The 27000-nt window shown below is 61.8% G+C and carries 20 protein-coding genes and 1 riboswitch; of the genes, 9 read left to right on the forward strand and 11 right to left on the reverse strand.

Annotated features, from left to right (window positions below; translation table 11 throughout):
• Window positions 1-51 precede the first annotated feature (51 nt).
• Window positions 52-1200, reverse strand: a complete 1149-nt coding sequence (locus VZC39_RS05560) for a type III PLP-dependent enzyme (RefSeq protein ID WP_349921441.1) — start codon at window positions 1198-1200, stop codon at window positions 52-54.
• Between the two features lie 508 nt (window positions 1201-1708).
• Window positions 1709-1819: riboswitch (glycine riboswitch) on the forward strand.
• Between the two features lie 106 nt (window positions 1820-1925).
• On the opposite strand from VZC39_RS05560, the gene VZC39_RS05565 reads away from it, so the two are divergent.
• The gene (locus VZC39_RS05565; RefSeq protein WP_434666424.1) at window positions 1926-3302 is read left to right on the forward strand and encodes an alanine/glycine:cation symporter family protein; all 1377 of its coding nucleotides are present in this window, start codon (window positions 1926-1928) and stop codon (window positions 3300-3302) included.
• Window positions 3303-3410: 108 nt separating this feature from the next.
• On the opposite strand, the gene VZC39_RS05570 is transcribed toward VZC39_RS05565, so the two are convergent.
• Window positions 3411-4127 carry a lipoyl protein ligase domain-containing protein gene (locus VZC39_RS05570; protein WP_434668364.1) on the reverse strand — a complete coding sequence of 239 codons (717 nt, stop codon included), beginning with the start codon at window positions 4125-4127 and terminating at the stop codon, window positions 3411-3413.
• Between the two features lie 91 nt (window positions 4128-4218).
• Window positions 4219-5619 carry a nucleobase:cation symporter-2 family protein gene (locus tag VZC39_RS05575; protein ID WP_434666426.1) on the reverse strand — a complete coding sequence of 467 codons (1401 nt, stop codon included), beginning with the start codon at window positions 5617-5619 and terminating at the stop codon, window positions 4219-4221.
• Window positions 5620-5865: 246 nt separating this feature from the next.
• On the opposite strand from VZC39_RS05575, the gene VZC39_RS05580 reads away from it, so the two are divergent.
• Together VZC39_RS05580 and VZC39_RS05585 are read left to right on the forward strand one after the other, a co-directional pair.
• Window positions 5866-6996 (forward strand): GGDEF domain-containing protein, encoded by a 1131-nt coding sequence (locus tag VZC39_RS05580; protein WP_349921445.1) that lies wholly within the window; start codon window positions 5866-5868, stop codon window positions 6994-6996.
• A gap of 179 nt (window positions 6997-7175) precedes the next feature.
• Entirely contained in the window at window positions 7176-8675 is a 1500-nt protein-coding gene (locus VZC39_RS05585; RefSeq protein ID WP_434666430.1) for a methyl-accepting chemotaxis protein, read from the forward strand.
• Window positions 8676-8745: 70 nt separating this feature from the next.
• Here the strand turns inward: VZC39_RS05585 and VZC39_RS05590 are convergent, their stop codons facing one another.
• Window positions 8746-8994 carry a DUF2498 family protein gene (locus VZC39_RS05590; RefSeq protein WP_349921447.1) on the reverse strand — a complete coding sequence of 83 codons (249 nt, stop codon included), beginning with the start codon at window positions 8992-8994 and terminating at the stop codon, window positions 8746-8748.
• 120 nt (window positions 8995-9114) lie between these two features.
• A complete protein-coding gene (locus tag VZC39_RS05595) occupies window positions 9115-10494 on the reverse strand; it encodes an MATE family efflux transporter (RefSeq protein WP_434666433.1) in 1380 nt (459 codons plus the stop codon).
• A 120-nt stretch (window positions 10495-10614) separates the two neighbouring features.
• On the opposite strand from VZC39_RS05595, the gene VZC39_RS05600 reads away from it, so the two are divergent.
• Both VZC39_RS05600 and VZC39_RS05605 read left to right on the forward strand, forming a co-directional pair.
• On the forward strand, window positions 10615-11472 hold the full coding sequence (locus VZC39_RS05600; RefSeq protein WP_434666436.1) for an AraC family transcriptional regulator: 858 nt from the start codon (window positions 10615-10617) through the stop codon (window positions 11470-11472).
• A gap of 55 nt (window positions 11473-11527) precedes the next feature.
• A complete protein-coding gene (locus VZC39_RS05605; protein ID WP_349921450.1) occupies window positions 11528-13222 on the forward strand; it encodes an NAD-dependent malic enzyme in 1695 nt (564 codons plus the stop codon).
• A 94-nt stretch (window positions 13223-13316) separates the two neighbouring features.
• On the opposite strand, the gene VZC39_RS05610 is transcribed toward VZC39_RS05605, so the two are convergent.
• From VZC39_RS05610 to VZC39_RS05625, 4 genes are all read right to left on the reverse strand, one after another.
• Window positions 13317-14363 carry an OmpA family protein gene (locus tag VZC39_RS05610; RefSeq protein WP_434666440.1) on the reverse strand — a complete coding sequence of 349 codons (1047 nt, stop codon included), beginning with the start codon at window positions 14361-14363 and terminating at the stop codon, window positions 13317-13319.
• A gap of 227 nt (window positions 14364-14590) precedes the next feature.
• Window positions 14591-15592, reverse strand: coding sequence for a porin OmpA (ompA, locus tag VZC39_RS05615; RefSeq protein WP_434668367.1), 1002 nt, complete (start codon window positions 15590-15592; stop codon window positions 14591-14593).
• A 449-nt stretch (window positions 15593-16041) separates the two neighbouring features.
• Entirely contained in the window at window positions 16042-17061 is a 1020-nt protein-coding gene (gene ompA / locus VZC39_RS05620) for a porin OmpA (RefSeq protein ID WP_349921453.1), read from the reverse strand.
• Between the two features lie 303 nt (window positions 17062-17364).
• Complete coding sequence (locus tag VZC39_RS05625) at window positions 17365-17958, reverse strand: hypothetical protein (protein WP_434666443.1); 594 nt, start codon at window positions 17956-17958, stop codon at window positions 17365-17367.
• 258 nt (window positions 17959-18216) lie between these two features.
• Here VZC39_RS05625 and VZC39_RS05630 point away from each other — a divergent pair, with 258 nt between their 5' ends.
• Together VZC39_RS05630 and VZC39_RS05635 are read left to right on the forward strand one after the other, a co-directional pair.
• Window positions 18217-18483, forward strand: a complete 267-nt coding sequence (locus tag VZC39_RS05630) for a helix-turn-helix domain-containing protein (protein WP_010673503.1) — start codon at window positions 18217-18219, stop codon at window positions 18481-18483.
• Window positions 18484-18681: 198 nt separating this feature from the next.
• Window positions 18682-20043, forward strand: coding sequence for a sodium-dependent transporter (locus VZC39_RS05635; protein WP_434666448.1), 1362 nt, complete (start codon window positions 18682-18684; stop codon window positions 20041-20043).
• Between the two features lie 55 nt (window positions 20044-20098).
• Here VZC39_RS05635 and rssA read toward each other — a convergent pair whose 3' ends face one another.
• On the reverse strand, window positions 20099-20968 hold the full coding sequence (gene rssA / locus VZC39_RS05640; protein ID WP_349921456.1) for a patatin-like phospholipase RssA: 870 nt from the start codon (window positions 20966-20968) through the stop codon (window positions 20099-20101).
• 33 nt (window positions 20969-21001) lie between these two features.
• The gene (locus VZC39_RS05645; RefSeq protein ID WP_434666451.1) at window positions 21002-22558 is read right to left on the reverse strand and encodes a sensor domain-containing diguanylate cyclase; all 1557 of its coding nucleotides are present in this window, start codon (window positions 22556-22558) and stop codon (window positions 21002-21004) included.
• A 190-nt stretch (window positions 22559-22748) separates the two neighbouring features.
• Here VZC39_RS05645 and VZC39_RS05650 point away from each other — a divergent pair, with 190 nt between their 5' ends.
• Together VZC39_RS05650 and VZC39_RS05655 are read left to right on the forward strand one after the other, a co-directional pair.
• Complete coding sequence (locus tag VZC39_RS05650; protein WP_434666453.1) at window positions 22749-23813, forward strand: efflux RND transporter periplasmic adaptor subunit; 1065 nt, start codon at window positions 22749-22751, stop codon at window positions 23811-23813.
• Window positions 23813-26995: an efflux RND transporter permease subunit gene (locus VZC39_RS05655; protein WP_434666456.1), complete on the forward strand. Its 3183-nt coding sequence runs from the start codon at window positions 23813-23815 to the stop codon at window positions 26993-26995. The genes VZC39_RS05650 and VZC39_RS05655 overlap by 1 nt, the downstream gene beginning before the upstream one ends.
• Window positions 26996-27000: the final 5 nt, after the last annotated feature.

Consider the following 27000-nt stretch of genomic DNA (forward strand, 5'->3'; position numbering starts at 1 on the left):
AGGGGGAAGCTGATGCTTCCCCCTCTTTTTATGGTGTGTTGTTTCGCTAAATCAGGCTACTGCTACCAGTTTCTGCTTCTGGGCGCTGTCCAGAATGAGGATGCTCGCCTTGGGGAAGAAGTTGAAGGTGGAGGCGGAGGCCCAGGTGTAGGCCCCCATCACCCGGCCGATGACCAGCTCGCCGATCTCCAGATCCGGCAGCATGATACCGTCCCGGATGACGTCCACGCTGTCGCAGGTGGGGCCGGAGAGCACGGCGTTGTGCAGCGCACCACTGGCATAGGGGGTGCTGACCGGGTAGGTGACGTGGTCGTAGAGCTGGCCGTTGTAGCTGCCGTAGAGACCGTCATCCAGGTAGTACCAGATCTTGTCGCCGCGGTGGGCCTTGCCCATCACGCTCGCCACCGAGGTCATGGCCGGTGCGCTGATGAAGCGGCCCGGCTCTGCAATCTTCTGTACGGTGGCAGGCAGCTTCGCCAGCGCCTCGCGAATGGGGGCGCAGAAGCCGTCGATGTCGAATTCACCGCCCTCGTAATCCACCGGGAAACCGCCACCGATATCCAGTACCCAGGGCTTGAGACCGAGTTCCCAGGCCTGCTCCATGATCTCGCGGCAGGCATCGATAGCCTGTACGTGGCGACGGGCGTGGGGTACCTGGGAGCCGACATGGAAGGAGAGCCCCATCACCTTGATGCCCTTGGCCTGGGCCAGTTGCAGCAGGGGCAGCGCCTGCTCCGGGGTGCAACCGAACTTCTTGGAGAGATCGACCTTGGTCTCCGGGTTCGGGAAACTGACGCGCAGCAGCAGCTTCACCTCATCCTTGTAGGGCAGGAACTTATCCAGCTCCAGCGGGTTGTCATAGACGAACACGGTGCAGCCGAACTCCAGCGCATATCGAATGTCGCTGTCGCGCTTGATGGGGTGGGTGTGGATGCAGCGGCCAGGACGAACCCCTTGGCTGCGCACCAGATCAACTTCGCCATTGGTGGCCAGATCGAAACAGGCCCCCTCTTCCTTCAAGACAGAGACCACCGCCTCGTGGGGCAGGGGTTTGAGTGCATAGTGCAAACGCACATCGGGCAGGGCGGCGGCCAGTGCCCGGTACTGTTTGCGGACGGCTGCCTTGTCGAGCAGCAGCAGGGGGGAGCCAAATTGTTCAACCAGCGAGCGGTAATCTTGTGCGACCAGGGTCTCGTTCATTCTCTTTTGAAAATCCTTAGGGGGCGTGAAATGCCCAAGCCATATGCGATTGAACCGGCGACGGCCGGCTCAGGCGAGTGGTCCGGAGGGACCAACCAGACACTGTGCATAACTTGAATGCAAAGTGCTTAGTTATGCGCGGGATTATCGGGCAATCGCGTTTATGTGCAAGCATTTTGATTGGATATGTTGGCGAGTTTTTCTGGTCGAGACGAAAGGCGCTATCAATATAAAAGCATCAATCTGGCATCGGAGAACGGTGAGCCCAATCTGGAGATATAACCTGTTGATAGTTAACAAACATTTAGCATTTCCCCCAACAAGGAAGTGAATGGGAAAAAAGCACTGGGGCAGGGGGGTGAATGGGAGACAGCTCACAATTTTTGGATTACCATGCCCGCTTCCTAATCCAAACTAGTTCGGATGAAGGTAGCAGGAGAGCGATGGGGGACCATCCACCGAAGAAGTGAATCTTTCAGGTACCGGGCAACCGGTGTGGACTGCTACTGGACGATACTCTGGAGAGACCCGTTAGATCGGGCGCCGAAGGAGCAAGGCACCGTGATTGCATCGCAATCCGGGGCCGGAAACTCTCAGGCAAAAGGACAGAGGGGATGGGATGGTTGTACCTGGGCTTGGCCCGCATCCGATCGCCTCTGGCCGATCGCGACACCTATGGGAAGATCATCCTTCTCCTCCTTAATCGTTGTTTTTAAGGAGGATGCATGTCATCAATTCAATCGGCGCTTAGCGCCATCGATAGCTTTGTCTGGGGTCCGCCCCTGCTTATTCTGCTGGTCGGTACCGGCATCTATCTCACCCTGCGATTGGGTCTGCTTCAGATCGTGCGTCTGCCCCTCGCCCTGCGACTGGTATTTGGTCGCGATCAGGGTCAGGGCAAGCAGGGGGATGTCTCCAGCTTCGGCGCACTCTGCACCGCGCTCTCCGCCACCATCGGCACCGGCAACATCGTCGGCGTTGCCACCGCCATCAAGCTCGGCGGCCCGGGTGCCCTGTTCTGGATGTGGATGGCGGCCCTGTTCGGCATGGCCACCAAGTACGCCGAGTGCCTGCTTGCGGTGAAATATCGCCAGCAGGATGCCAACGGCCAGATGGCGGGCGGCCCCATGTATTACCTGGAGAAGGGGCTCGGCTCCAAGCCGCTGGCCAAGCTGTTTGCCCTGTTTGGCATCGGCGTCGCCTTCTTCGGCATCGGTACCTTCCCCCAGGTCAACGCCATTTCGGATGCCATGAGCCTCTCGTTTTCGGTGCCCCGTGAAGCCACCGCCGTGGTGCTGACCCTGATCGTCGGCCTGGTGACGCTCGGGGGGATCCAGTCCATCTCCAGCGTGTCGAGCAAGGTGGTGCCCTTCATGGCCATCTTCTACATCTTCGCCTGTCTTGGGGTGCTGGTGAACAACGCCAGCGCCCTGCCGGATGCGGTATTGCTGGTCATCAACAGCGCCTTCACCGGCCATGCGGCCACCGGCGGTTTCGTCGGCGCCGGCATCATGCTGGCGATCCAGTCCGGGGTGGCGCGGGGGGTCTTCTCCAACGAATCGGGTCTGGGCTCGGCCCCCATTGCGGCGGCGGCGGCCAAGACCGACTCCTGCGTGGAGCAGGGGCTAGTCTCCATGACGGGGACCTTCATCGATACCCTGATCATCTGCACCATGACCGGGCTGACCCTGGTGGTGACCGGGGTCTGGAGCGGGGATCTCAGCGGCGCCGCCATGACCAGCGCGGCCTTCGCCCAAGGGCTGGATGCCCACATCGGCCAGTACCTGGTGAGCATCGGGCTGCTGTTTTTTGCCTTCACCACCATCCTCGGCTGGAACTACTACGGCGAGCGCTGCACCGAGTACCTGTTCGGGGTCAAGGCCATCAAGCCCTACCGCCTCGTCTATTTGGTGCTGGTGGCGAGCGGTGCCTTCCTCCATCTGGATCTGATTTGGCTCTTGGCTGACATCGTCAACGGCCTGATGGCGGTGCCGAATCTCATCGGCCTCATCGGCTTGCGCCACGTGGTGATCGCCGAGACCCGCGCCTATTTCAGCCGGGATCGGGACAGCGAAAGCGAGCCCGAGCCGCAGGCCGCCTGAGTCTGGTTGAGCCGGATACCAAGAAAAAGCCACGACCCGGGTCGTGGCTTTTTTTATGTGCTTCGCCATTGGCATGAGCGAGCGCTTTCCCCTCTTTCCGGGAAAGAGTCAGGGTAAGGAGCGTCGCCCTTCAGCCAACAGGCTCTCGAGACTTGATTGAACCTTGTTTACCAGCTCCTCGTCACTACCCTGCCAGCGGATGGCGTGGGCGAGGGTGGTCGAGGTGCCGGGCAAGAAGCGCAGTTCGCCCCCCGCCAGCTCGTAGAAGCGGCTCGCCATCCGGGTGCCTTCATCCACGTCGCCGGCCACCAGCAGCATGGCCTGGGCCAGCACGGCGCCCTGATGAGCCCGGCCCGGTGCCAGCCAGCGCTGGGCGGTGCCGGTGACCTTGCGGCCCCCGATCACCAGATTGTACTGACCGTCGCAAAAGGAGCCGGGCACGAAGTCATAGCTGCCCGCGAGGCCATGTTCTTCCAGCAGGGTCAGCAGCGGCTCCCCCAGTCGCTGGTAATAGTGGCCGAAATCCGTGGTGGTACGCGGCAGCAGCAGCGACAGGTTGAGGATGCCGGCACCGTGGGGCACGGCAGTGCCACCGCTGTCGCGCACGAACACGGGCCAGCCCTCGGCGGCGAGTTGCGCGCAGGCGCTTTCATAGTGCGGCAGGCGCATGTCCTTGCGAGTGACGATAAGGCATTGAGGCCCCTGCCAGAGGTGGGCGCGGGCCAGCCCGTCATGGGCACAATCCCGCAGCCACTGCTGCTCCTGGGCCAGGATCTGGGCAGGAGTATGGTGGACGGGCGGGGAGGGCAGCAGGGTATAGGGCATGAGGGGCATCCTGAAGCAGAGGCTGCCAAGCACAGTACCCGTGGCGGGCAGGGAGGTAAAGCCCCGCATGGCGGGGCCTCGCTGGAACGGATCAGGCGTGGGCCGGGCTGCGTTTTGGCAGCAGCAGATTCAAGATGATGGCGGTGAGGCCGCCGGTGGCGACGCCGTAGGAGAGCACGCTCTTGGCGAGCTCCGGCAGGTGCTGCAGCACCTCGGGCACCTGGGCGACCCCGAGACCCATGGCCAGCGATACCGCCAGTATCATCAGGGCGCGGCGATCCAGCTCCTCGCGGGAGATGATGCGCACCCCGGCGGCGGCGATGGTGCCGAACATGACGATGGTGGCACCGCCGAGCACGGGTTCGGGGATCTGTTGCACCAGGCTCGCCACCGCCGGGAACAGGCCAAGCAGGGCCAGCATGGCGGCGATGAAAAGGCCGACATGGCGACTGGCCACCCCGGTCAGCTGAATGACACCGTTGTTCTGGGCGAAGGTGGACATGGGGAAGGTGGAGAAGAGCGCTGCCAGCATGGAGTTGGCCCCGTCAGCAAGCACTCCGCCCTTGATCCGCGCCATGTAGACGGGTCCTTCCAATGGCTCGCCCGAGATGTCGGAGGTCGCCGTCATGTCGCCGATGGCCTCTAGCGCGGTCACCACGAAGATGATGGCCAGCGGCACGAACAGGTGCCAGTCAAAGCCGAGGCCGTAGTGCAGCGGGATGGGCACCATCACCAGGGGGCCATCGAAGCGGGGGGCACTCACCTTGCCCAGCATCAGCGCCACGGCGTAGCCCACCAGCATGGCGATCATGATGGCGGAGAGGCGCAACCAGGGGTTGCGGCTGCGCTGCAGCAGCACGATGAGGCCGAGCACCAGCAGGGAGAGGAAGAGGTTGGTGTGGCTCGCGAAGCTGCCATCGGCCAGTGCCCCGTAGCCGCCCCCCATGCTGATGAGACCCACCTTGATCAGGGTCAGGCCGATGAGCAGCACGACAATGCCGGTCACCAGCGGGGTGATGATCCGCTTGACCAGATGCAGAAAACGGCTCATCACGACGATGGTGAGGGCCGCCGCCAGCATGGTGCCGAACAGGGTGCCCAGCAGATCCTCGGTGGGCATGGCCGCCTGCTTGAGGGCGAGGCCGGAGGCGATGATGGGGCCGAGGAAGTTGAAGCTGGTGCCCTGTACCGACAGCAGGCCGGAGCCGATGGGGCCGAAGCGACGGGTCTGGATGAAGGAGGCGATGCCGGACATGACCAGGGACATGGAGACGATATAACGGGTGTCGGCGGCAGGGAGGCCGAGGGCATTGGCGATGATGAGGGGCGGGGTGATGATGGCGACAAACATGGCGAGCATATGCTGCAGGGCGGCAAACAGGGTCTGGGGCAGGGGCGGAACCTCCTCGATGCCGTAGACCAGTTCGCTGTGGGGGCGCCTGGGGGGATGTGGCTCAGCGACGGGAGCGCGCAAAACGGCTGCCTGTTCCATAAATACCTCAAATTTTGTGGGGGAGGGGGAGAAAAATTGGGCGCTATTGTAGTGGCTGAAATGGCGCTGACCAGCGCTAATTGAGCGGGAAAAGGTTTATTTTTGGATGGGTTGAAACGTTTGCGCGTGGTGATTATGATCTGCCGGTTTGCGTGATGCTCTCCGATGGATAAATCTGGCCCCTGCTGCTGTATCCGGGTGAGGACGGTGTAGAATGAGCGCTCAGTTGTCATGTGGAGACTCTGGATGCTGAAGTTGTCGGAGTTTTGGAGCGCCAACGCCCATTCTGAAGATTTTACCCTGACCCGAATGGGCTTCATGACGGCCCGTCTGCGGCTGTTGACCTGTCTGCTGATGATAGGGATCCCCAGCTGGGCGCTGGTGGATTGGCTGACCCTGCCTTCGGCCCAGTTCGATGCCCTGCTCCAGGCGCGGGTCTTCTGCCTGCTGGCACTCTCGCCGCTCATCCCCTTCTCCTACCTCATTCACTTCAAGCGCACTCGTATGAAACTGGCGCTCGGCTACCTGATGGCGGTGATGATGCTGTTCTCCCTCATCTGCCTGCGCACTTTCGGCTCGGAAGAGGAGTTGCAGGCGGGGTACATGGCGTTTCCCTATCTGCTCATCAGCCTGTTTGCCATCTTCCCCATTCCCCTCTCCCTCAGTTTGCAGCTGGCGGGGTGCATCCTGATCACCATGCTGGCGGGCAACTGGTGGCTGGTGGATCAGCCGCTCTGGAGCCTGCAGACCCTCAACCAGATCTGGTTGCTGGCCCTGTTCACCCTGGCGAGTGCCTGGGTGCAGTGCGGTCAGCTTCATATGCTGCTTCAGCTCTATCGGGAGTCCACTACGGACGAGCTGACCGGCATGATGAACCGGCGGCTGCTGATGAAGCAGATCGAGAAAGCCAGGGGGGATCTGCTCAGCAAGCAGAAGCCCTTCGCCGTCCTGTTGCTGGATTTGGATCGCTTCAAGCGCATCAACGACACCTATGGTCACCTGGCGGGAGATGCGGTGCTCAAGGAGGTGGCGAGCACCTTGGGCGAACAGCTGGAGACCGGCATGGTGCTCGGTCGTTACGGCGGCGAGGAGTTCTCCATCCTGCTGCCTGGCTGTGGCGATCTGGTGCAGGCCAAGCGGGTGGCCGAGCGACTGCGGGTGGCGGTGGAGGCCAGGCTGGTGAAGAGCCCCACTTCCGACGAGCTGCTGGAGGTGACGGTGAGCATCGGCCTGACCCTGGCCCGGCGTGGGGAGGGCATCGAGGCCCTGCTCAACCGGGCTGACGAGTGCCTCTATCTGGCCAAGATGGCGGGGCGCAACTGCGTGATGAGCGAGAGTGCCTTGTTGAACAAACCCTTCAATTCCAGCGTGGCTTGACGACCCCCTCCTCCCTGCGAGGGGTCCGTGTGAATATCCATTTCTCCCTGCCATCCCTGGCAGGGACGTCACGAACCCCATCCCTCGCCCCAAGATTATTCACAGTTTAATCATCTGCGCTCTGGCCGGCTTCTATCCTGTTACAGGATGAAATGATTGATGCCTCAAGGAGAGAGCCCATGATGACCACCACAGATTTTAGCGAGCATTATCGCAGCAGCGACAGGATCATGCTGGGCTTACTCTGGTTTGCGTTGCTTTGTTCTGCTGGATTGGCCTTCTGGCACCAGACCTGGCTGCAGACGGCGCTGATCGGGGCGCCGGTCTGCCTCGTGCTGACGGCGCTCTATCGGGGGATAGGGGGCAGCCGGCTGATGCGCTGTCTCATCGGGGTGGGGCTGATGGTGATGGCGGCGCTGCACATCAATCAGGCGCGGGGGGTCATCGAGATCCATTTCGGCATCTTCGTGTTGCTGGCGGTGCTGACCTTCTACCGGGACTGGCAGCCCATCGTGGTGGCGGCGGCGGTGATCGCGGTGCACCACGTGCTGTTTCATGTGTTGCAGCACGCGGGGTATCCGGTCTACGTGATGCAGTCCCACGGCGGTTGGGGGATGATCTTCCTGCACGCCTTCTACGTGGTGATAGAGAGCGGAATCCTCATCTACCTGGCCCGTCTGAGCCTGGCCGACGCCACCGAAAATCAGGAGGTGCTCGGCAAGGTGCTGATGGCGGCCAATCAGCTGAGCAAGGGGGCCGACGCCCACACCGACTCCGAGGGAGCCAGGCTCTCTTCCGGGCAGCGCTTCGATCACTTTCTTCTGCAGGTGTCCAACCTGGTGGATGGCGTGGTACGGGACAGCCGCAATCTGGGAGGGCTGAGCCAGGAGCTGGCCCGGACGGGGTCGACCCTGGAGGAGGGGGCCAGGGATCAGCTGGAGGAGGTGGCCCGCATGAGCGAGGACATGGCGCTCATGCTCTCGGCCATGACGGAGATCACCGCCCAGGTCGAGCAGACCCTGCAGTGCGCCGATGAGGCCAGCGATCAGGTGGGCAAGGGGAGGGCCAGCGTGGTGCAAACCGGACAGGACATCGAGGCGCTGGCGCTGTGCATGGATGAGACCGACAAGACGGTGACCTCCCTGGCCGAGCAGGCCACCCAGATAGGCAAGGTGCTGGAAGTCATTCACGACATCGCCCAGCAGACCAATCTGCTGGCGCTCAATGCCGCCATCGAGGCGGCCAGGGCCGGCGAGCAGGGGCGGGGCTTTGCGGTGGTGGCCGACGAGGTGCGCCATCTTTCCCAGAAGACCTCGGTCTCCACCCGCGAGATCCAGCAGATCATCGAGGGGCTCCAGCAGGGGAGCCGTCAGGCGGCGGGAGCCATGCAGCTGAGTCGGGAAGGAGTGAGCCGCTGCGTCCTCGCCAGCCAGTCGGCGGTGGCGATGCTGCAGGTGGTGGCCGATGATATCGACAACATCAACCGCTCCAATGGCCAGATAGCGGCCAGCACCCAGGCACAATCCAGGGTCTCGGGGGAGATAGGCGAGTGTCTTGGACGGGTCCAGCAGATTGCCGAGTGCAACGCCGGCAATATCACGGCCCTGACCCGCAGCAGCCAGTGCCTGACGCCGCTGGCACAGCGGCTGGAGCACCTCGGCCGCGCCTTTCACGAATGAGGATTCGCCCCGTGCCAGAAAAGCAAAATGCCACCCCGGGGGTGGCATTTTTGACGAGGACAGCCCGGGCTTATGCCAGACGATACTTGCCGGAGAGCTGCTGGGCCAGCAGCTTGAACATGTTGAACACCGCCATGGTCTTGCCGGTCGGGGTGCCATCTTCGCCGAGGAAGAACTCGCCCTTGAATACCAGGATCTCTCCCTTCTGCTCCACGGCATCGGCGCGCATGCCGTGGATGAAGTCTTCGTGTTCCCGGATGATCGTGTTGGCCATCTCCAGCAGGGCAGTCTCGGTGATCAGCTCTTTTTCGGGTTGCATGCTCGTCTCCTTAAACGACTACTGACGGGGCAGGGCACGCCCTGTCACTGATTGAAGAGGGCAAAGCATACTGCAAAAGGGGATTTTCTGTCATTGATATGACCCCGCATTTTGCCCCGATCATCCCATGACCAGATTCTTGAGCCAGCGGCGCTGACGAATGCGGCGCTGCACCAGCAGTACTTTGGCGAGCTCCTCCAGCAGCACCACGGCCACCACCCAGGCGAGGGGCCAGCCGAGCAGGCTGACGGCTACCCAGGCGAGGGGCAGGCCGATGCACCACATGCCCACCACGTCGATGAAGATGCTGTAGTTCACATCCCCGCCCGAGCGCAGCACCCCGACGATGCCCACCATGTTGAACACCTTGAGCAGCATGCCGATGCAGAGGATGCCGAGCACCTGGCCCGCTTCCCCCATCAGCTCGGCGGGCAGGTTGCCCACCCACTGCAGCAGATTGGTCTGCACCATCCAGACCGACAATCCGACCAGCAAGGCGCCCACCGGTGCAAGCAGCAGGAACAACTGGGAGTGCTGCCAGGCGGCTTCATATTCTTCTGCGCCGAGCCGGTGGCCGAGCAGGGTGGAGCAGGCTACCGCCAACCCGAAGAAGAGGGAGATGAGAATGCTCTCCAGTGTCCCCAGGGTGGTCATGATGGCCAAGGAGTCGGTGCCAAGATGGGCATAGAGGAAGCCGTAGAGCAGCATGCCGAAGGCCCAGAGCCCGTCGTGCAGCAGCAGCGGCAGGGCGATCAGGGTGAAGCGCACCACCTCCTTGCGCTTGAAGGCGGCGAGCCAGTCCGCCAGGCGCGGCACCAGCCTGGGCTCCTGGCGCAGCACATAGGTCAGCAGCAGCGCCGTTTGCAGCAGGCGAGAGATGGTCGTGCCCCAGGCAGACCCCGCGACCCCCATGGCCTCGAAGCCGAAATTACCGAAGATGAGGGCGTAGTTGAGGATGACGTTGGCGATGATGGCGATGATGCCGATGCGGGTCGGCGCCGCCGCGTTGCCCACCGAGCGCAGGGCCGCCTCCAGCGGCACCACCACGGCGGTGCAGAGGATGGTGGCCCCCGTGATCATCAGAAACTCGTCCGCCAGGGGGCGCAGCACGGGATCCTGGCTGGCAAAGCCCAGCACGCTGCCCGGCGCGAGCGCATAGACCAGCGCGAAAGGCAGGCTCACCAGCAGGGCCCCCACCAGCGCCAGCGCCAGGGAGCGGCGCACCCCGGCCAGATCCCCGCGACCGTAATATTGCGCCGCCAATACCGAGACCCCGCCCGAGAGCCCCGCTATCACCAGCAGGTTGAAGAAGAAAACCCGGTTACCCAAGCCGACAGCCGCCACGGCCGTGGTGCCAAGCTGGCTCACCATCATGATGTCGATGAGGCCGAGCAGGGAGAACATCATGGATTGCAGCGAGACCGGCAGCGCCAGCCGCCACAATCGGGTCATGAACTCGCGATCGGTGGTTTGTTTTAAAATCGCTTGCCAATAATTCATATCTGTTAACCGGGTTGGTAAAAGATGATATTCATCGGGGGTATGATAGGGGGAGTTGCGAGGCTTCTCACTGTGAGTGACTCTCTGCTTTATTGTGCAAAACTATCTTGTTGAGGTGCCATGAGCTTTGCGAGCGAATGCCTGGAAATCGCCCCGGGTTGTGACGAGCGGATGCTGGGGCGAGAGGGCTTGCCCCTGCTCGGGGAGGCGGGCATCTTTCTGACCGGCCTCTCCCATATCCGGGATCACTACCTCATCCGTCGCAATCGTCCCGAGTTTCACATCCTGATGGTGAGCCACGGGGAGGGTGGGGTGCTGCTCACCGATGCCGGAGAGCAGCCCATCCCGGCGGGGGCCCTGGTGTTTCTGCCCGCCGCCGTGCCGGGAGGGCTGCGCCTTGCGGGGGAGCAGTGGCAGACCAGCTGGATCCTGCTCGATGACGTGCCGCGCTGGCGTCACCTGCACCGGCTGGGCCATCGTATCTGGCTGGGGGAGGAGGGGGAGCAGTTTTATCATCTGCTCAGCCTGATGCAGGGTGAGGGGGTGAGATCCCCCCTGCAGCCCCAACTGCTGAGCCTGCTGCTGGCCTTGCTGGACAGGACCCTGCAGGGGGAGGTGCGCGGCACCCCCGAGCTGCGGTTGCAGGCGCTGTTCCGACGGGTGGAGGCGCGCCTGGACGAACCCTGGAGCGTGGCCCTGCTCGCCAGCGAGATGGCCTGCTCGGTGCCCCATCTTCACCGGCTCTGCCAGCAGGCCTTTGGCATGGGCCCCATGGCCTGGTTGACCAAGCTTCGCATGAACAAGGCGCGCCAGCTGCTACTCTACACCAACTGGCCCCTTGCCGAGCTCGCCAGCCGGGTCGGCTACAGCGACGGGGCCAACTTTGCGAATCGCTTTCGCCGCCTTACTGGTCAGACCCCCGGCGCCTTTCGTCGCCTGGGTCGCAAACCTTTTGCAACGGATGCGCAAACTCTTTGAAATTCGGGACGCAAGCCCATAGGATCGGCGGGCCACACAGTCAAGGTACCGATCCATGTTTGAAGATAATAATCAGAAACGTCCTCTCTACATTCCCTACGCCGGTCCGGCCCTGCTGGAGACCCCCTTGCTCAACAAGGGCAGCGCCTTCACCAGTGAAGAGCGCAGCAGCTTCAACCTCGAAGGTCTGTTGCCCCAGAATATCGAGACCATCGAAGAGCAGGCCGTGCGTGCTTATCGCCAGTTCATGGCATTTGGCAACGACATGGACAAGCACATCTACCTGCGCAACATCCAGGATACCAACGAGACCCTGTTCTACCGCCTGCTGACCAATCACCTGCCCGAGATGCTGCCGGTCATCTACACCCCGACCGTGGGTAAGGCGTGCGAGGAGTTCTCCAACATCTATCGTCGTGCGCGCGGCCTCTTCATCTCCTATCCGGACAAGGACAGGATCGATGACATGCTGCAAAACGCCACCAAGCAGAACGTCAAGGTCATCGTGGTCACCGATGGCGAACGGATCCTGGGTCTCGGCGATCAGGGCATCGGCGGCATGGGCATTCCCATCGGCAAGCTCTCCCTCTACACCGCCTGTGGCGGCATCTCCCCGGCCTACTGCCTGCCGGTGGTACTGGACGTGGGCACCAACAACCAGCAGTTGCTGAACGACCCCTTCTACATGGGCTGGCGTCATCCGCGCATCTCGGGGGAGGAGTACGACGAGTTCGTCGATGCCTTCATCCAGGCGGTCAAACGCCGCTGGCCCGAGATCCTGTTGCAGTTCGAGGACTTCGCCCAGGGCAACGCCACCCCGCTGCTCAACCGCTACAAGGATGAGCTCTGCTGCTTCAACGACGACATCCAGGGCACGGCCGCGGTCACCCTGGGCAGCCTCATCGCCGCCTGCAAGGCGTCCGGCGCCAAGCTCTCCGAGAAACGGGTCGCCTTCCTCGGGGCTGGCAGCGCCGGCTGCGGCATCGCCGAGCAGATAGTGGCACAGATGAAGGCCGAAGGGCTGACGGATGCCGAGGCCCGTGGCCGGGTCTTCATGGTGGACCGTTTTGGTCTCATCACCGACAAGATCCCGAACCAGCTGCCGTTCCAGCGCAAGCTCTCCCAGCCGGTGGAGCGCATCGCAGACTGGCCGGTGGGGGACAACATCTCCCTGCTGGAGGTGATGGAGCACGGTCGCCCTGACATCCTGATCGGGGTTTCCGGCCAGCCGGGGCTGTTCACCGAAGAGGTGGTCAAGACCATGCACAAGCACTGTGCCCGTCCCATCATCTTCCCGCTCTCCAACCCCACCTCCCGGGTGGAAGCGACGCCGGCGGATCTCATCCGCTGGACCGATGGCCAGGTGCTGGTCGCAACCGGCAGCCCGTTCGCACCGGTGGAGCACAAAGGCAAACGCTACGTCATCGCCCAGTGCAACAACTCCTTCATCTTCCCGGGGATTGGTCTCGGGGTCATCGCCTCCGGCGCCAACCGGGTGACCGATGCCATGCTGATGTCGGCCAGCCGGGCGCTTGCCGAGTGCTCCCCCATGGTGAAGGGGGAGGAGGGGTCACTGCTGCCGGATCTGGCGGACATCCATCAGGTCTCCCGCCACATCGCCAAGATGGTGGCCAAGACCGCCATGCTGCAAGGCAAGGCGGTGCAGACCCCGGACGAGGTGATCGATCAAGCCATCGAGGCGAACTTCTGGCGACCGGAATACCGTCGCTATCGCCGTACCTCCTTCTGACGAAGGTGATACAACAGCAAAACAGAAGGGATGCATCAGCATCCCTTTTTTGTGCACGGTTGCGGTGAAGAAGAGAGGGGCTGTTAGGCGGTGATCAGGCTGCCGGCGCCGTGGTTGCCGGTGCTTCCTGCACGCCGGTCACCCGTACCTCGACCCGGCGATCCGGGGCCAGGCAGTCGATGAGGGCGGCTCTGGTCTTGACGGCGTCGCACTGAGCGCCGGTGACCGGGTTGCTCTCCCCATGTCCTTCGATGCTGACCTTGTCGGCGGGCAGCCCCTTGCCGATCAGGAAGTCAGCCACGGTGCGAGCCCGGGCTTCGGACAGCGCCTGGTTGTTGGCATCCGAGCCGATACGATCGGTGTAACCCATCACCACGGCGTTGCCATCCTTGGGTTTGATATCGGCGATCTGCTGATACAGATCTTCGAGTGCACTCATGCCTTCAGGCTTGAGATCCGCCTTGCCAAAGGCGAACAGCACGTCCGAACTCAGGTTAAAGGTCTGATCCACCGGTTCGGGGGCGGGAGGCGGGGCGGCCACCAGGGGGGCGGCAACCGGCACGACGGCCACGGTGCGATTGGGGTGCAGCACCAGCTCTATGGTGGCGGTGCTGATGTTGCTGACCCAGCGCTGGGTGCCACTGCCGACCTTGTCGTTGTCCGGATCATCCCCGACCCGCACCAGGTAGCGATAGCGCGCCTGGATGTCGACCCAGTCGTGCAGCTTGGCGGTCAGCCCCAGACCAGCCAACGGGGCCAGGTTGTCATCTCCCCCGTTGACGGATTCGACGTGGTAGATGTAACCGCCACCCTCGGCAAATACCGAGAAGATATCCCCGAGGGGCAGGCGACCTATCACCGACAGGGTGGCGCCCTGACTGCTGAAGTCGTTGCCGGCGATGTCCCAGTCACCGGTCGACAGGTAGCCGAGCTCGGCCCCCAGGTTCTCGGTGAAGTTGTAGCCACCGAAGGCGGTGATGGCGGTGGCATCCTTGCTGACATCCTGGCTGAAGTCGTTGATGTCATGGGCGATGGCCCAGCCTCCCCCGGCCCCCAGATACCAGTCGTGGACGGGGGCCGCCTGAGCCGCTCCCGTCGCCAGTGCCAATGCAATCCATACGGGTTTCAGTCTTATGTTCATCGCGTTTCCTCGTCGATGTTGGGTGTTATAGGGCTCCCAGCCCTTTGTTATATAAGCCACCATTATGTATAGGCGATCATCGCACTTTAACCACTTAAGTGACGAATCTGTATGGAGAATTTGTGAGTGGATAGGCAGTAATAGCGATGGATTTGGTGAGAGTGGAGGAAAATCAGCATCAATAAAAAGGGGCCGAACGGCCCCTTTTTTGAGTGTTATGGCATCGCTTACTGCTGGACTTCCTGTACGCCGGTGACGCGGACTTCCACGCGACGGTCCGGTGCCAGGCAGGAGATCAGCTGGTTCTTGCCCTTGACCCCGTCACACTGGTTGCCAGTGACCGGATTGGCTTCGCCATGACCCTCGATGGAGACCTTGCCGGCCGGCAGGCCCTTGCCAACCAGGAAGTCGGCCACGGTGCGGGCACGGGCTTCAGACAGCTTCTGGTTGTAGGCATCGGAGCCGATGCGGTCGGTGTAACCGACGACCACGGCGCTGCCGTCCTTGGGTTGAACTTCAACGATCTGCTGATACAGGGTGTTGAGTGCGGCAGCCCCTTCCGGTTTCAGACTGGATTTGCCGAAGGCAAACAGCACGTCAGAGCTCAGGGAGAAGCTCTTGTCGACCACGACGGGCTCGGGAACGGGTTCCGGCGCCGGTGCGGCGACAGGCGCCACATAGGCCTTGCGGTTCGGGTGCATCACCAGTTCCAGCGTGGCGACGCTCATGTCGGTCCTCCAGGTCTTCTGCTCGTCACCCAGATCCCAGATGTAGCGATAACGGGCTTGCAGATCCAGCAGATCGGAGAGCTTGGCGCTCAGACCCAGACCCGCCAGCGGGGAGGTGCCGTTGTCGCTGTCACCGTTGCCGTTGACGTGGTTGAAGTAGGCACCGCCTTCGGCGAAGACGGAGAAGATGTCACCCATGGGCAGGCGAGCGATACCGGAGAGGGTCGCACCCTGAGTCTTGAAGTCGACGCCATCCACACCGGCCTTGCCAGCATAGAGGTAGCCCAGTTCGGCACCGAAGTTCTCGGTGAAGTTGTAACCACCGAACAGGGACAGGGCGGTAGCGTCCTTGTCCGCATCCAGACCGAAGCTGTCCAGGTCGTGTCCATAAGCCCAACCAGCACCCATACCGGTGTACCAGTCATCGGCCGCCTGGGCGGTGGACGTTCCCATGGCTGCGATAGCCAGAGCAATCAGGGTTGGTGCCATTTTCATTTTCATCATTTTATCCTCGTTGAGTTGCCGTGCTATGGGCGTACTGCGCACTCTTTTGTTATACCGATCGCAAATGACACTTCATGTTGCGACTCCGTGAGGTGATCACGGGCGGCCTGAATAAAAAATGGATGGTAACCAGGATTCTCATGAAGCCTTCACTCCATGGACAACTAACCGGGCTTTAAGCACTTTTAATAGTTCATCCAATGTCTTACAAGCCGAATAACTGTATTCTTTTGACTCGGGATGATCAAGTTTCTGAACAGATAAGCAACAAGTGATGGCGTGGTAAGGAAGGCAGGAGCGGGGGGCCGAGTGGCAGGAAAGCTGGCGCAATCATGGCGCTACGGAGATAAGACAGAAGCTGACGCCAGAGCAGGGCCAGACGCAGATAATGCAAAAAGGGGGATGCCGTGGCATCCCCCTTTTTGCATTATCTGAATGAAATCAGATTATTGCTGAACTTCTTGAACGCCGGAGACGCGCACTTCTACACGACGGTCCGGAGCCAGGCAGGAGATCAGCTCGTTCTTGCCCTTGACGCTGTTGCACTTGGTGCCAGTGACAGGGTTGGCTTCGCCACGACCTTCAACGGCAACCTTGCTGGCAGCCATACCTTTGCTGACCAGGAAGTTGGCAACGGTGCGGGCACGAGCTTCGGACAGCTTCTGGTTGTAAGCGTCAGAACCGATACGGTCGGAGTAACCAACAACAACGGCGCTGCCGTCTTTCGGCTGGAACTCAACGATCTGCTGGTACAGAGCGTTCAGGGCATCCTGACCTTCCGGCTTCAGGGTGTCTTTGCCAAAGGCAAACAGCACGTCGGAGTTCAGGGCGAAGTTCTTCTCGACAACTTGCGGAGCCGGAGCCGGAGCTTCTTCAACAACCGGAGCCGGAGCCGGCTCTACGTAGGAAGAACGGAACGGGTGGTATACGGCTTCCAGAGTCGCGATGCTTTGGTTGGCCTTGTAGCTCACGCCACCGGCTTCCAGGGCAGCCACGTCCCACATGTAACGGTAACGAGCTTGCAGATCCAGAGCGTCGTTGACCTTGTAGGTCACACCGGCGCCAGCCAGCGGGGATACTTTGGTATCGCTGGTGCCCATACCGTCGGTGTGGCCCCAGTAGGCGCCGCCTTCAGCGAACAGGGAGAAGTCGTTGCCCAGCGGCAGACGAGCGATACCGGACAGGGTGGCACCCTGGCTTTCGTAACGGTTGCCATCGGTGTTACCACGGCCGGTGTACTGGTAGCCCAGCTCGGAACCGAAGTACTCGTTGAAGTTGTAACCGGTGAATACGTTGACGGCAGTTGCGTCTTCTTCGCCGTTGGTCACGCCTTCGATCTTGTTCAGACCGTTGAAGTGGGTAGCACCAACACCGGCACCGAAGTAGAAATCATCAGCGGCGTGCGCTGCGGTTGCACCCATGGTAGCCATAGCGATGGCAATCAGGGAAGGAGCCATTTTCATCATAAAATTATCCTCGTTGAGATGGCACGTATGACGTGCTTCGCACTTTTTAATTTATGTAAGCTGCTGGCTCTGCCGACTAACAATGGTTGAATCGGGCAGGGATCCCGGTTCCTTCCAGGAGGCACGCATTTGGGTGCACATGTGAATGGTTCGCATTGTCACCAATGAGCGTTCCACCACAAACAGCCGTGTCATTCCGATGACGTGGCGCACTCTAAGCCCATTTCAAAACATGATCAAGCTCACAGATAATCGATAGGGCAGATTGTGTCGTAGGGATAACTGGCTGTTTATCAGAATTAATTAGTGATCCAAGTAGGCGCGGTGCAGTTTCTTTTCAAGCTTCAAATAGGCCTGAACCCAGCTGCTCTCGGAGGTTGTCCCCGATTCCCTCGCTGCAAATACCGCCAGATAGTCGGCCTCAGTTGCTTCGCACAGCAAGGGTGTGAAACTGAGCAAAAAATGACGGGCGAGATAGGGGTCGAGGGGCCAGATATTGAGAATGGCCCGTGCCACTGGTTGAATTGCAGCTGAACAGATGAAATGAAAATGCCCCGCTTCCAACCAGGCCGTCATCTCGCCAAGTGCCTGTTCGGGGACGATCCCCCCGTCCCCCATCTCGCAGGCGAGCGTCATGCGATGGTCATTGCCAAGCAGCAGGCTGCCATCTTCTTGCAAGACGCCATCGTGACTGCGCAGGGGCACGGCGGCGGGCTGCTCCAGATACAGGCTGCTCTTGTCTGAGAGGGCCGCCAGCACGGATGCTGCCTCGCTTTGCAAGGCGGCGGGCAGCCAGAAAGCCTCGGCCCGGCTCTGCTGGCCCTGATGGAGTTGGCGAGGCAGGCTGCTGGGGTCTGAATCGGGATGGAGACGGGAGATTATACCGGGGAAAACCATGCTGATTACTCTTAAAGGGATAACTGGCGGATTATACGGGGGATGACCATGGCAACCATAAAGGTTTCTCTTCGAGACTGTTTACCTGAGGCGGCACAGCGATTACCATCCCCGATGTTTGTTAGGGTTGTCGTCGAAAGACGCTGATTAAAGATAGAGGCTCGACCATAACGAGTCCGTTCAAAACTGATACACTTGACTACGAGTCGTCGCGAAAAATAAAGGTGGAGTCAATCCGCCAAACGGAGTATGGAACACATGAATTCAAACATCGTAACTGTTGGCAAGAAAATCCGTCAGATCCGCGAAGCGGTTGGCCTGAGCCGTCCCAAGTTTGCCGATCTGCTGGGTGTCCCCCCCACCACCCTGAAAAACTATGAACTGGGTTATCGTGAAGTTGGTGGCGCCTTCCTGGTCGCCCTGGCTCACCACCCGGATCTGCACAAGTTCACCCTCTGGCTGCTGGCCGACAAGAAAGTCGCCGAAATCGGTCAGATCGGTCCGGACGACATTGCCAAGGCTTGAGTGATTGAGCCGAGATGAAAGTGCCGCCTACGGGGCGGCATTTTTTTATCCATCATTTTCAATTTTGTATTAATTAAATCCTGTTTACTGTGCTCCAAGTAGTGATTTAAACCAAAACTCCTTGCTCGCTGGCGCTATTTTCAGAGAATTCCGACTCTTTGAACGGGGCCTTCCCGGGATGCATACAGCGAGACGAGCATGAGTCACATCACCCACCAGGCCAGAGATGGCTTTACCAGTACCTTCGGCGTTCTGGCCGCCACCCTGGGCTCGGCCGTCGGTCTTGGCAACATCTGGAAGTTTCCCTATCTGACCGGCGAGAATGGCGGTGCGGGTTTCCTGCTGGTCTATGTCATCGCCACCTTGCTGGTGGGGCTGCCGGTGATGATCTCCGAGATCATGCTGGGGCGTCAGGCAAAATCCGATGCGGTGACGGGGCTCATCAAGCTGGCGCCAAAGGGGCAACCCTGGTGGCTGATTGCGGCCATGGGGGTGACGGCGGCCTTCCTCATCATGTCCTTCTATTCCGAGGTGGCGGCCTGGGTGTTTGCCTACATCTTCAAGGCGATCGACGGCTCCATCCTCTCCACCGATCCCAAGGTTACCGGGGCGGCCTTCGGGGCATTGATCGCCAACCCGTTGCAGAGTCTGCTCTGGCAGTGGCTGGTACTGGCGCTGATGGGGGGCATCTTGCTGATGGGGGTCGCCAAGGGAATAGAGGCGGTGACCAAGCGGTTGATGCCGGTGCTTTTCATCCTTTTGTTGATCATCGGTCTGCGCAGCCTGACCCTGCCGGGGGCGAGCGAGGGGCTGCGTTTTCTGTTCTCCCCGGATTTTTCCAAGATCACCGCCGGCGTAGTCCTCACCGCCATGGGGCTGGCATTTTTCAAGCTCTCCATCGGCATGGGCTGCATGATGACCTATGGCAGCTATTTCCGGGATGATCAGCATATCCAGCTGACCACGATGCGGGTGATGTGCGCGGACTTGTTCGTCTCCATGCTGGCGGGGATCGCCATCTTCCCGGCGGTATTCGCCTTTGGCTTCGAGCCCTCGGCCGGACCCTCCCTCTTGTTCATCACCATTCCGGCGGTGTTTGCCAGCATTCCGTTTGGTCACCTGTTCATGGTGCTGTTCTTCGTGCTCTCCGCCATCGCGGCTACCGGCGCCATGCTCTCCATCCTGGAGGTGCCGGTCTCGGTGCTGTCGGAGCGATTCCACATGAGCCGCAAGAAGGCGACGCTTATCAACTTGCTGGTACTGGGCGCGGTGGGCTCGACCTGCGCCCTCTCCAACAGCACCCTGGCGGACGTGCAGATCGCCGGCAAGACCTTCTTCGATCTGTTCGATTACCTCTCCTCCAACGTGCTCATGCCCCTTGGCGGCATACTGCTCTGCCTGTTCGTCGGCTGGGTCTGGGGCTTCGAGCGCATGGAGATGGCCCTGACCAACGGCGGTCAGCTGGAGATAAGGATCCTCAAGCCCCTCTTCTTCATCATCCGTTACGTCTCCCCACTGCTGATCCTGGTGGTGATGCTCAAGGGGCTGGGTCTGTTCTGAGGCGAGTTGGAGAGATGACAAAAGAGCGCCTGCGGGCGCTCTTTGTCTTGGGGGATCAGAGGATCCTGAGGCGGGAGAGCTCTTCCTTCAACTGTTCCAGGTTACGCTCGACGCAGGCTTCCCCCTCGTTGATGGCATCGCTCGCCCGGTGGAAGTCCATGATGGAGAAGCTGCCAAGGCGCGGGCAGAGCTGGATCTCCGGGGGGTCACCGGCCATGCGGGCACGGGTGATGCGCTCCTGCATGATGTTGATGGAGCCCGTCATCACGCTCCACATGCCCGGGGTGCTGGGCTCGCGTTCTCCCCGGTTCAGCCACTGGCTGAGCAAGCCGCCCTGGGCGGGTTCGTCGGAGTCGTCAGCCCAGGGCTGGTGCATGTCGGCGTTGAGGTTGACGGCGATCACCACCTCGGCCCCCATGGCGCGGGCCAGGGAGATGGGCACCGGGTTGACCACGGCGCCATCCACCAGCCACTGATCATCGATGCGGGTGGGGGTGAGCACGCCAGGCATGCCGCAGGAGGCGCGCACGCACTGGCGCAGTGGCCCCTCTTGCAGCCAGATCTCCCGGCCGGTGTTGAGCTCGGTGGCGACGCAGGCGAAGGGGATGGGCAGGCTCTCGATGGGGGGATCGCCTAAGTGATTGGCGGCGATGCCAAACACCTTGTCACCGCGAAACAGGCCACCGGAGAGGGCGGGATCGAGCAGCCCCATCACCTGCAAACGGGTGAAGCCGCGGACCCAGCTCTCCAGCTTGTCCAGCTCGCCAGCGGCATAGGCGGCGCCCACGAAACTGCCGATGGAGCAGCCCGCCACCAGATCCGGTTTGACGCCGAGCCGCTCCAGCGCCCGTATGATGCCTATGTGTGCCCAGCCCCGGGCAGCGCCGCTGCCCAGAGCCAGTCCCAGACGGGGTTTTCGTGACACAGTGCGTCTCCTTGGATGAATGAAGGCTCCAGCTTACTCCTGCTTCTGCTGGTCGTCATCCTGCCAGGTTTCGCTGCGATTGCGGCCATTGGCTTTGGCGCGGTAGAGGGCGTGATCCGCCCGGCGTATGGATTCGTGCAGGCTGATGCCTGCGCGCTGGCGGTGATGGCCGAGGCTGACCGTCACGCTGAGCCCGCTGGCAATCTCCGCCCAGGGGTGATCGGCGATGGCGATCCTCAGCTGCTCCGCCAGATCTGCGAGGGAAGCGTGTTCGTCGCTCACCAGCAGCAGAAACTCCTCCCCGCCCCAACGGATGAGGGTATTGCCCACGTTCCTCAGGGATTGGGTGATGCGGACCAGCTGGATCAGCACCTGATCGCCGACCCCGTGGCCAAAGGTGTCGTTGACCCGCTTGAAATGGTCGCAATCAAACATGATGGCCCCCGTGGTGTGGGCGCCGCTTCGGGCCCATTTCTGCTCAAGGGCAGCGAAGTGGTGGCGATTGAAGGCCCCGGTGAGCGCATCGTGGCGTGAGAGGTAGTTGAGCCGCTGGTTGAGACGCCGGGAGTGCAGGCTGGAGAGAGTGGCTATCACCAGGCAGATCAGGGTGACGAGCGCTGTCATGGATTGCCAGATCAGGGTCTTCAAGAGGGCGATAAGGGGGATGCGGTGGATAAGTGTCAGCGGGGTATCCGGGATGGCGTGGACCAGCTGGAAGGCCCCTTGCTGCCAGTGGTAGTCACCTTGCTCATCGCCGTGACGCTGGGGAGGGGCGCTGCCCGGCTGGCTGCGGGCCAGGATCTGGCGATGCTGATTGATGAGAAACAGGGTGCCCAACTGGGGCGGCGGCTGTAGCAGAGCGCTTTCCAGATAGTCGAGTGAAATGTCGATACTGAGTAATCCCACGACTTTTTGTGCTTTTGTGATGGGTTGGGACAGGGTGATCATCATGCCTTGTCCGGCCAAATCTTGGTAAGGGCGTGACAGGCTGGCGTGGCTGGCTTGGGGCTGCTGGCTCAGCACGTCCTGCCAGTACGACTTCTGGTAGATGGCCGGGTCGAAATGAAACTGCTGGGAGGGCACCCAGGGGTAGAGGTAGATGAAGTTGTCCGTGCCGGTGAAATAGATCCAGGCCACCTCGCCGTTCAGCAGCTTGTTGGCGGTGGAGAGCAGGGGAGAGAGACTCAGCGCCAGATGAAGGATGTCTTCCCGTTCACTGCCCGGTGTCGGCAGTGGGCCAAAGCCCGTCAGGTTGCCGATGAGGGCGGGGGGCAAATCGGCAGGCACGCGGTCCAGGTTGATCCGCTGCGCCCCGTCCACCCGCAACGCATCGTAGAGATGACGGGAGAGAATGGATTGGGGATGGCTGCGCAGGCGCTCCTCGGCCTGGCCCCGCATGGCCTCCAGAAAGGCTTCCATCTCCTGAAACTGGGCTCGCAGCTCCCCGGCCGTGGCGATGGTGTCGCGCTTGTTCAGATCGGTGATGTGGAGAAAAGTATGCTGCAGGGAGAGGAATAGCAGCAGAGAGCTCAGCCCCAGCAGCACCCACTGCAAGGGGTATTTGGCGAAGGCAAGGCTCAATCTCGACATAAACGCACCGGAACTACTGAGTTTTGGCTCATCAGTGTAAGACAAAAAAAACCGGCGCATCTTTGTTGGATGTCATTTTGATGGCCGTTAGTCATCGCCGTTACGATTTGTCACATTTCTACATAGTCACGGCATATTCAGGGGGTAACATGGTGCCATCATTGATGAAGTCTCCCCTTTTTCTCAATTCATGGATCCTTTGATGAAAATGCGCATCTGGCTGTGGCTCTTTCCCCTTCTCCTGCTGCTAGCGGCAGCGGCCTGGTATGCACGGCAACCCGGGCCGGTCAGCGTGCATCAGCCAAAAGCCCTCAGCATCCGCGCCGAGACGGTCAAGCAGAGCCTGGCCGAACCCTCCATCAAGCTGGTGAGCAAGCTGGCGGCCAACCGCTCCGTGGTGGTGAGCCCCGAGGTAACCGGTCGTATCGTCAATATCGCGGTGCGCTCCGGCCAGCAGGTCAAGCAGGGGCAGACGCTGATCGCCCTGGATACGGGCAAGCAGGAGGCGGAGCTCGCCGAACAGAGCGCCAGCGTGCGCGACGAGAGCCGCAAGTTGCGGGACATGCGCAAGCTGGTGGCGCGCGGGGCCATCACCACCTCCGAGCTGGAGGGGCAGGAGGCCATCGTCGCCCAGGCCCAGGCCCGGGTCGATGCGGCCCGCTATGAGCTTTCCCTGCGCACCCTGACGGCGCCCTTTGACGGCACCGTCAGCCTCATCGACTTGAGCGAGGGGGCCCTGGTCAACAGCGGCGATGTCTTGCTGCACCTCGATGAACTGGCCAAGCTTCGCCTGGATTTGGCCGTGCCCGAGCGCTATCTCTCCCTGCTCAAGCCCGGCATGACGGTGACGGCGACCAGCTCCGCCTGGCCGGATCAATCCTTCTCCGGCGTGCTGGAAACCCTGGACAGCCGCATCTCCAGCGAGACCCAGAACATCAAGGCCCGGGTCATCCTTCCCAATGCCAGCGGGCAGTTGCGGCCCGGCATGCTGATGAACGTGGATCTCTCCCTGCCCGCCCAGAAGATGACCCTGATCCCGGCCCAGTCGGTGGAGTACGCCGGTGAGCTGCGCTATGTCTATCGCCTGGAGGCGGACGGCCATGTCAAACGCATCCCGGTGGAGCTTGGCGATACCCACGGCGAGGACGTGTGGGTGATCAAGGGGCTGAGCGTCGGGGATCGCATCGCGGTGGAGGGGCTGGTCAATTTGCGTGACGGTGCCCTGGTGCAGGATCTGGCTGAGGTGAAAGGCTGATGTGGCTCTCCGATATGTCAGTACGCCGCCCCTTGGTGGCGGTGGTCATCAGCGCCCTGCTCACGGTGTTTGGTCTGGTGGCGTTCAGCAAGTTGACGGTGCGGGAGATGCCGGACGTGCAGACGCCCTCCGTCTCCATCACCACCACCTATGACGGGGCCGCCCCCGAGGTCATGGAGAGCCAGGTCACCAAGCCCATCGAGGATCAGCTTTCCGGCATCAGCGGCATCAAGAACATCAACTCGGTGACCCGCAAGGGGCGCTCCATGATCACCGTGGAGTTCAATCTCGGCTGGAACATGCTGGAGGGTACCTCGGATGTGCGCGACGCCATCTCCCGTGCCCGGCCCAAGCTGCCGGATGAGGTGGACGAACCCATGGTCACCAAGGACAACGGCAACGGGGATGTGGCCATCTGGCTGAATTTCAGCAGCACCCAGATGGATCGCACCGCCATGACGGATTACGCAAATCGCATGCTGGTGGACTCCCTGAGCCTGGTGGACGGGGTGAGCGAGGTCTCCCTCTCCGGGGATCTGAGCCAGGTGATGTATGTGCGGCTGCGCCCCGCCGACATGGCGGCCCGTGGCATCACGGTGGCGGATGTGCAGGATGCCCTCAAGCGGGAGAACATCGAGCTGCCGGGGGGGGAAATTCGCAACAACAGCATGACCATGGCGGTGCAGATTGCCCGGCTCTATCACAGTGCCGAGGACTTCCGCTCATTGCCGGTGACCACCGCCAGCAACGGTCAGAGCATCTATCTGGCGGACATCGCCGACGTGGAAGTGGGGGCCAAGAACGAAGACAGCGCCTATCAGCGCAACGGCCGCGAGAGTCTGGGGATCGGCATCGTCGCCCAGTCCACCGCCAACCCCCTCGCGGTGGCCCAGGGGATAGAGCGGAAGATGACTGAAATGCAGCGTTTTCTGCCAGAAGGGGCCAGTCTGGAAGTGGATTATGACTCCACCATCTTTATCAAGCAGGCGATCCACGAGGTGTACGAGACCCTCGCCATCTGCGCCCTGCTGGTGGTGGCGGTGCTCTACCTGTTCCTCGGGCAGGGGCGCACCACCCTGATCCCCGCCATCACGGTGCCGGTCTCCCTCATCTCCGCCTTCATCGGCGCCTGGTACCTCGGTTTTTCCATCAACCTCATCACTCTGCTGGCGCTCATTCTCGCCATCGGTCTGGTGGTGGATGACGCCATCGTGGTGGTGGAGAACATCCATCACCACCTGCAGCGGGGGGAATCCCCCCTGATGGCCGCCTGGCATGGCACCCGGGAGGTGGGCTTCGCGGTCATCGCCACCACCGCCGTGCTGGTGATGGTGTTCGTGCCCATCGCCTTCATGGATGGCATGGTGGGGCGGCTCTTTACCGAGTTCGCCATCCTGCTATCGCTGGCCGTGCTCTTCTCCTCCCTCGTGGCGTTGACCCTGACCCCGGCCATGGGCTCCTGGCTGATGTGCGCCGTGGACAAGCCGAACCCCCTGACCGCCAGGCTGGACGCGGGCCTCGGCTGGGTGGAGTCGCACTACCGGCGCCTGCTGGGCTGGGTGCTGCGCCGATCCGTCTGGACGCCGCTGGTGCTGCTGCTCTGCCTTGGCGGCATCGGTGCCCTGTTTGGCAAGTTGCCGGCGAGCCTGACCCCGACCGAGGACAGGGGGGTGCTCTATGTGTTCGTGAAAGGGGCGGAAGGCACCAGTATCGAGCGGATGAAGCGCAACATGGAGCAGGTCGAAGCCGCCATCATGCCCCTGCTCGGCAAGGGCGTGGTGCAGGCCGTGAGCTTCAGCACCCCGGCCTTCGGGCGAGGCGGGGATCAGACCGGTCTTGCCATCATCCAGCTCACCGACTGGGCGATGCGGGACGAGACCGCCACCGAGTTCGGGCGCTCCCTGAGCGGTCGCCTCGCCGGCATTCCGGATGTGATGATCCGCACCTTCCAGCCCGGGTTCCGGGGGGGCTCCACCGCCGCCGTTCAGTTCGTGCTGCAGGGCTCGGATTATGCAGAAATTTACCAGCAGGGCCTGGCCCTGCAACAGGCGGCAAGCCAGAGCGGCCTGATGCTGGCACCGGATCTCGACTACGCCGAGAAGACCCCGGAGCTGCAGGTGACCATAGAGCGGGATCGGGCCAGCCAGCTCGGCATCCCGGTCTCCACGGTGGCGAGTTCGCTGCAGGCTCTGCTCGGCGGGGTCAGCCAGACCACCTATGTGGACAGGGGGGAGGAGTATGACGTCTACCTGCGTGCGAACCAGAACGACTTCAACGGCATCTCCGACATCAGCCGCATCTATCTGAAGGCGGCAAGCGGCGAGATGGTGAGCCTCTCGACGCTGGCCACCATCAAACAGGTGGCGAGCCCCCAGCGCCTGAACCACTACCAGCGCCAGAAGGCCATCGCCCTCACCGCGGATCTGGCCCCCGGCCACACCCTGGGGGAGGCGCTCGACTTCCTCGACGGCTGGGCCGCCGACCATCTGCCCACCGGCATGTCGGTGGACTACGCCGGCGAGTCCAAGGACTATCGTGACAACCAGGGCGAGATGGCGCTGGTGTTTGGCTTAGCCCTCCTGGTGGTCTATCTGGTGCTGGTGGCCCAGTTCGAGAGCCTGGTGACCCCGACCGTGGTGATGGTGACCGTGCCCCTTGGCATCTTCGGCGGCCTGCTGGGGCTCTGGCTCACCGGGCAGGAGCTCAGCATCTACAGCCAGATCGGCATGATCATGCTGATCGGCATGGTGACCAAGAACGGCATCCTCATCGTCGAGTTCATCAACCAGTTGCGCCAGCGGGGGGAGACGTTTGAGGAGGCGATCATCGCAGGCTCGGTGCGCCGTCTGCGCCCCATCCTGATGACCTCGCTCACCGCCATCATCGGCGCCGTGCCCCTGATGATCTCCATGGGCGCGGGGTACGAGAGCCGGATGGCCGTGGGCACAGTGGTGTTCTTCGGTTTGTCCCTGGCGACCCTGGTGACCCTGCTGATGGTGCCCGCCATCTACCACCTGCTGGCCAAGCGGGCGGGCATGACGGGAGCGCGGGATCAACAGGTGAACGCGGCGCTGGCGGGGGAGCTGGTGGTGATGGCGCAGGCGCCGTCGACTGCCGAGGCGGCCACGCAGCTCGACCAGACGGCAGCGTCGCCGACGACCAGAGACAAGCCGGCCGCCTAGTGCGC

This window comes from Aeromonas sp. NJAU223 (assembly GCF_051125555.1).
Classification (GTDB): Bacteria; Pseudomonadota; Gammaproteobacteria; order Enterobacterales; family Aeromonadaceae; genus Aeromonas; species Aeromonas veronii_G.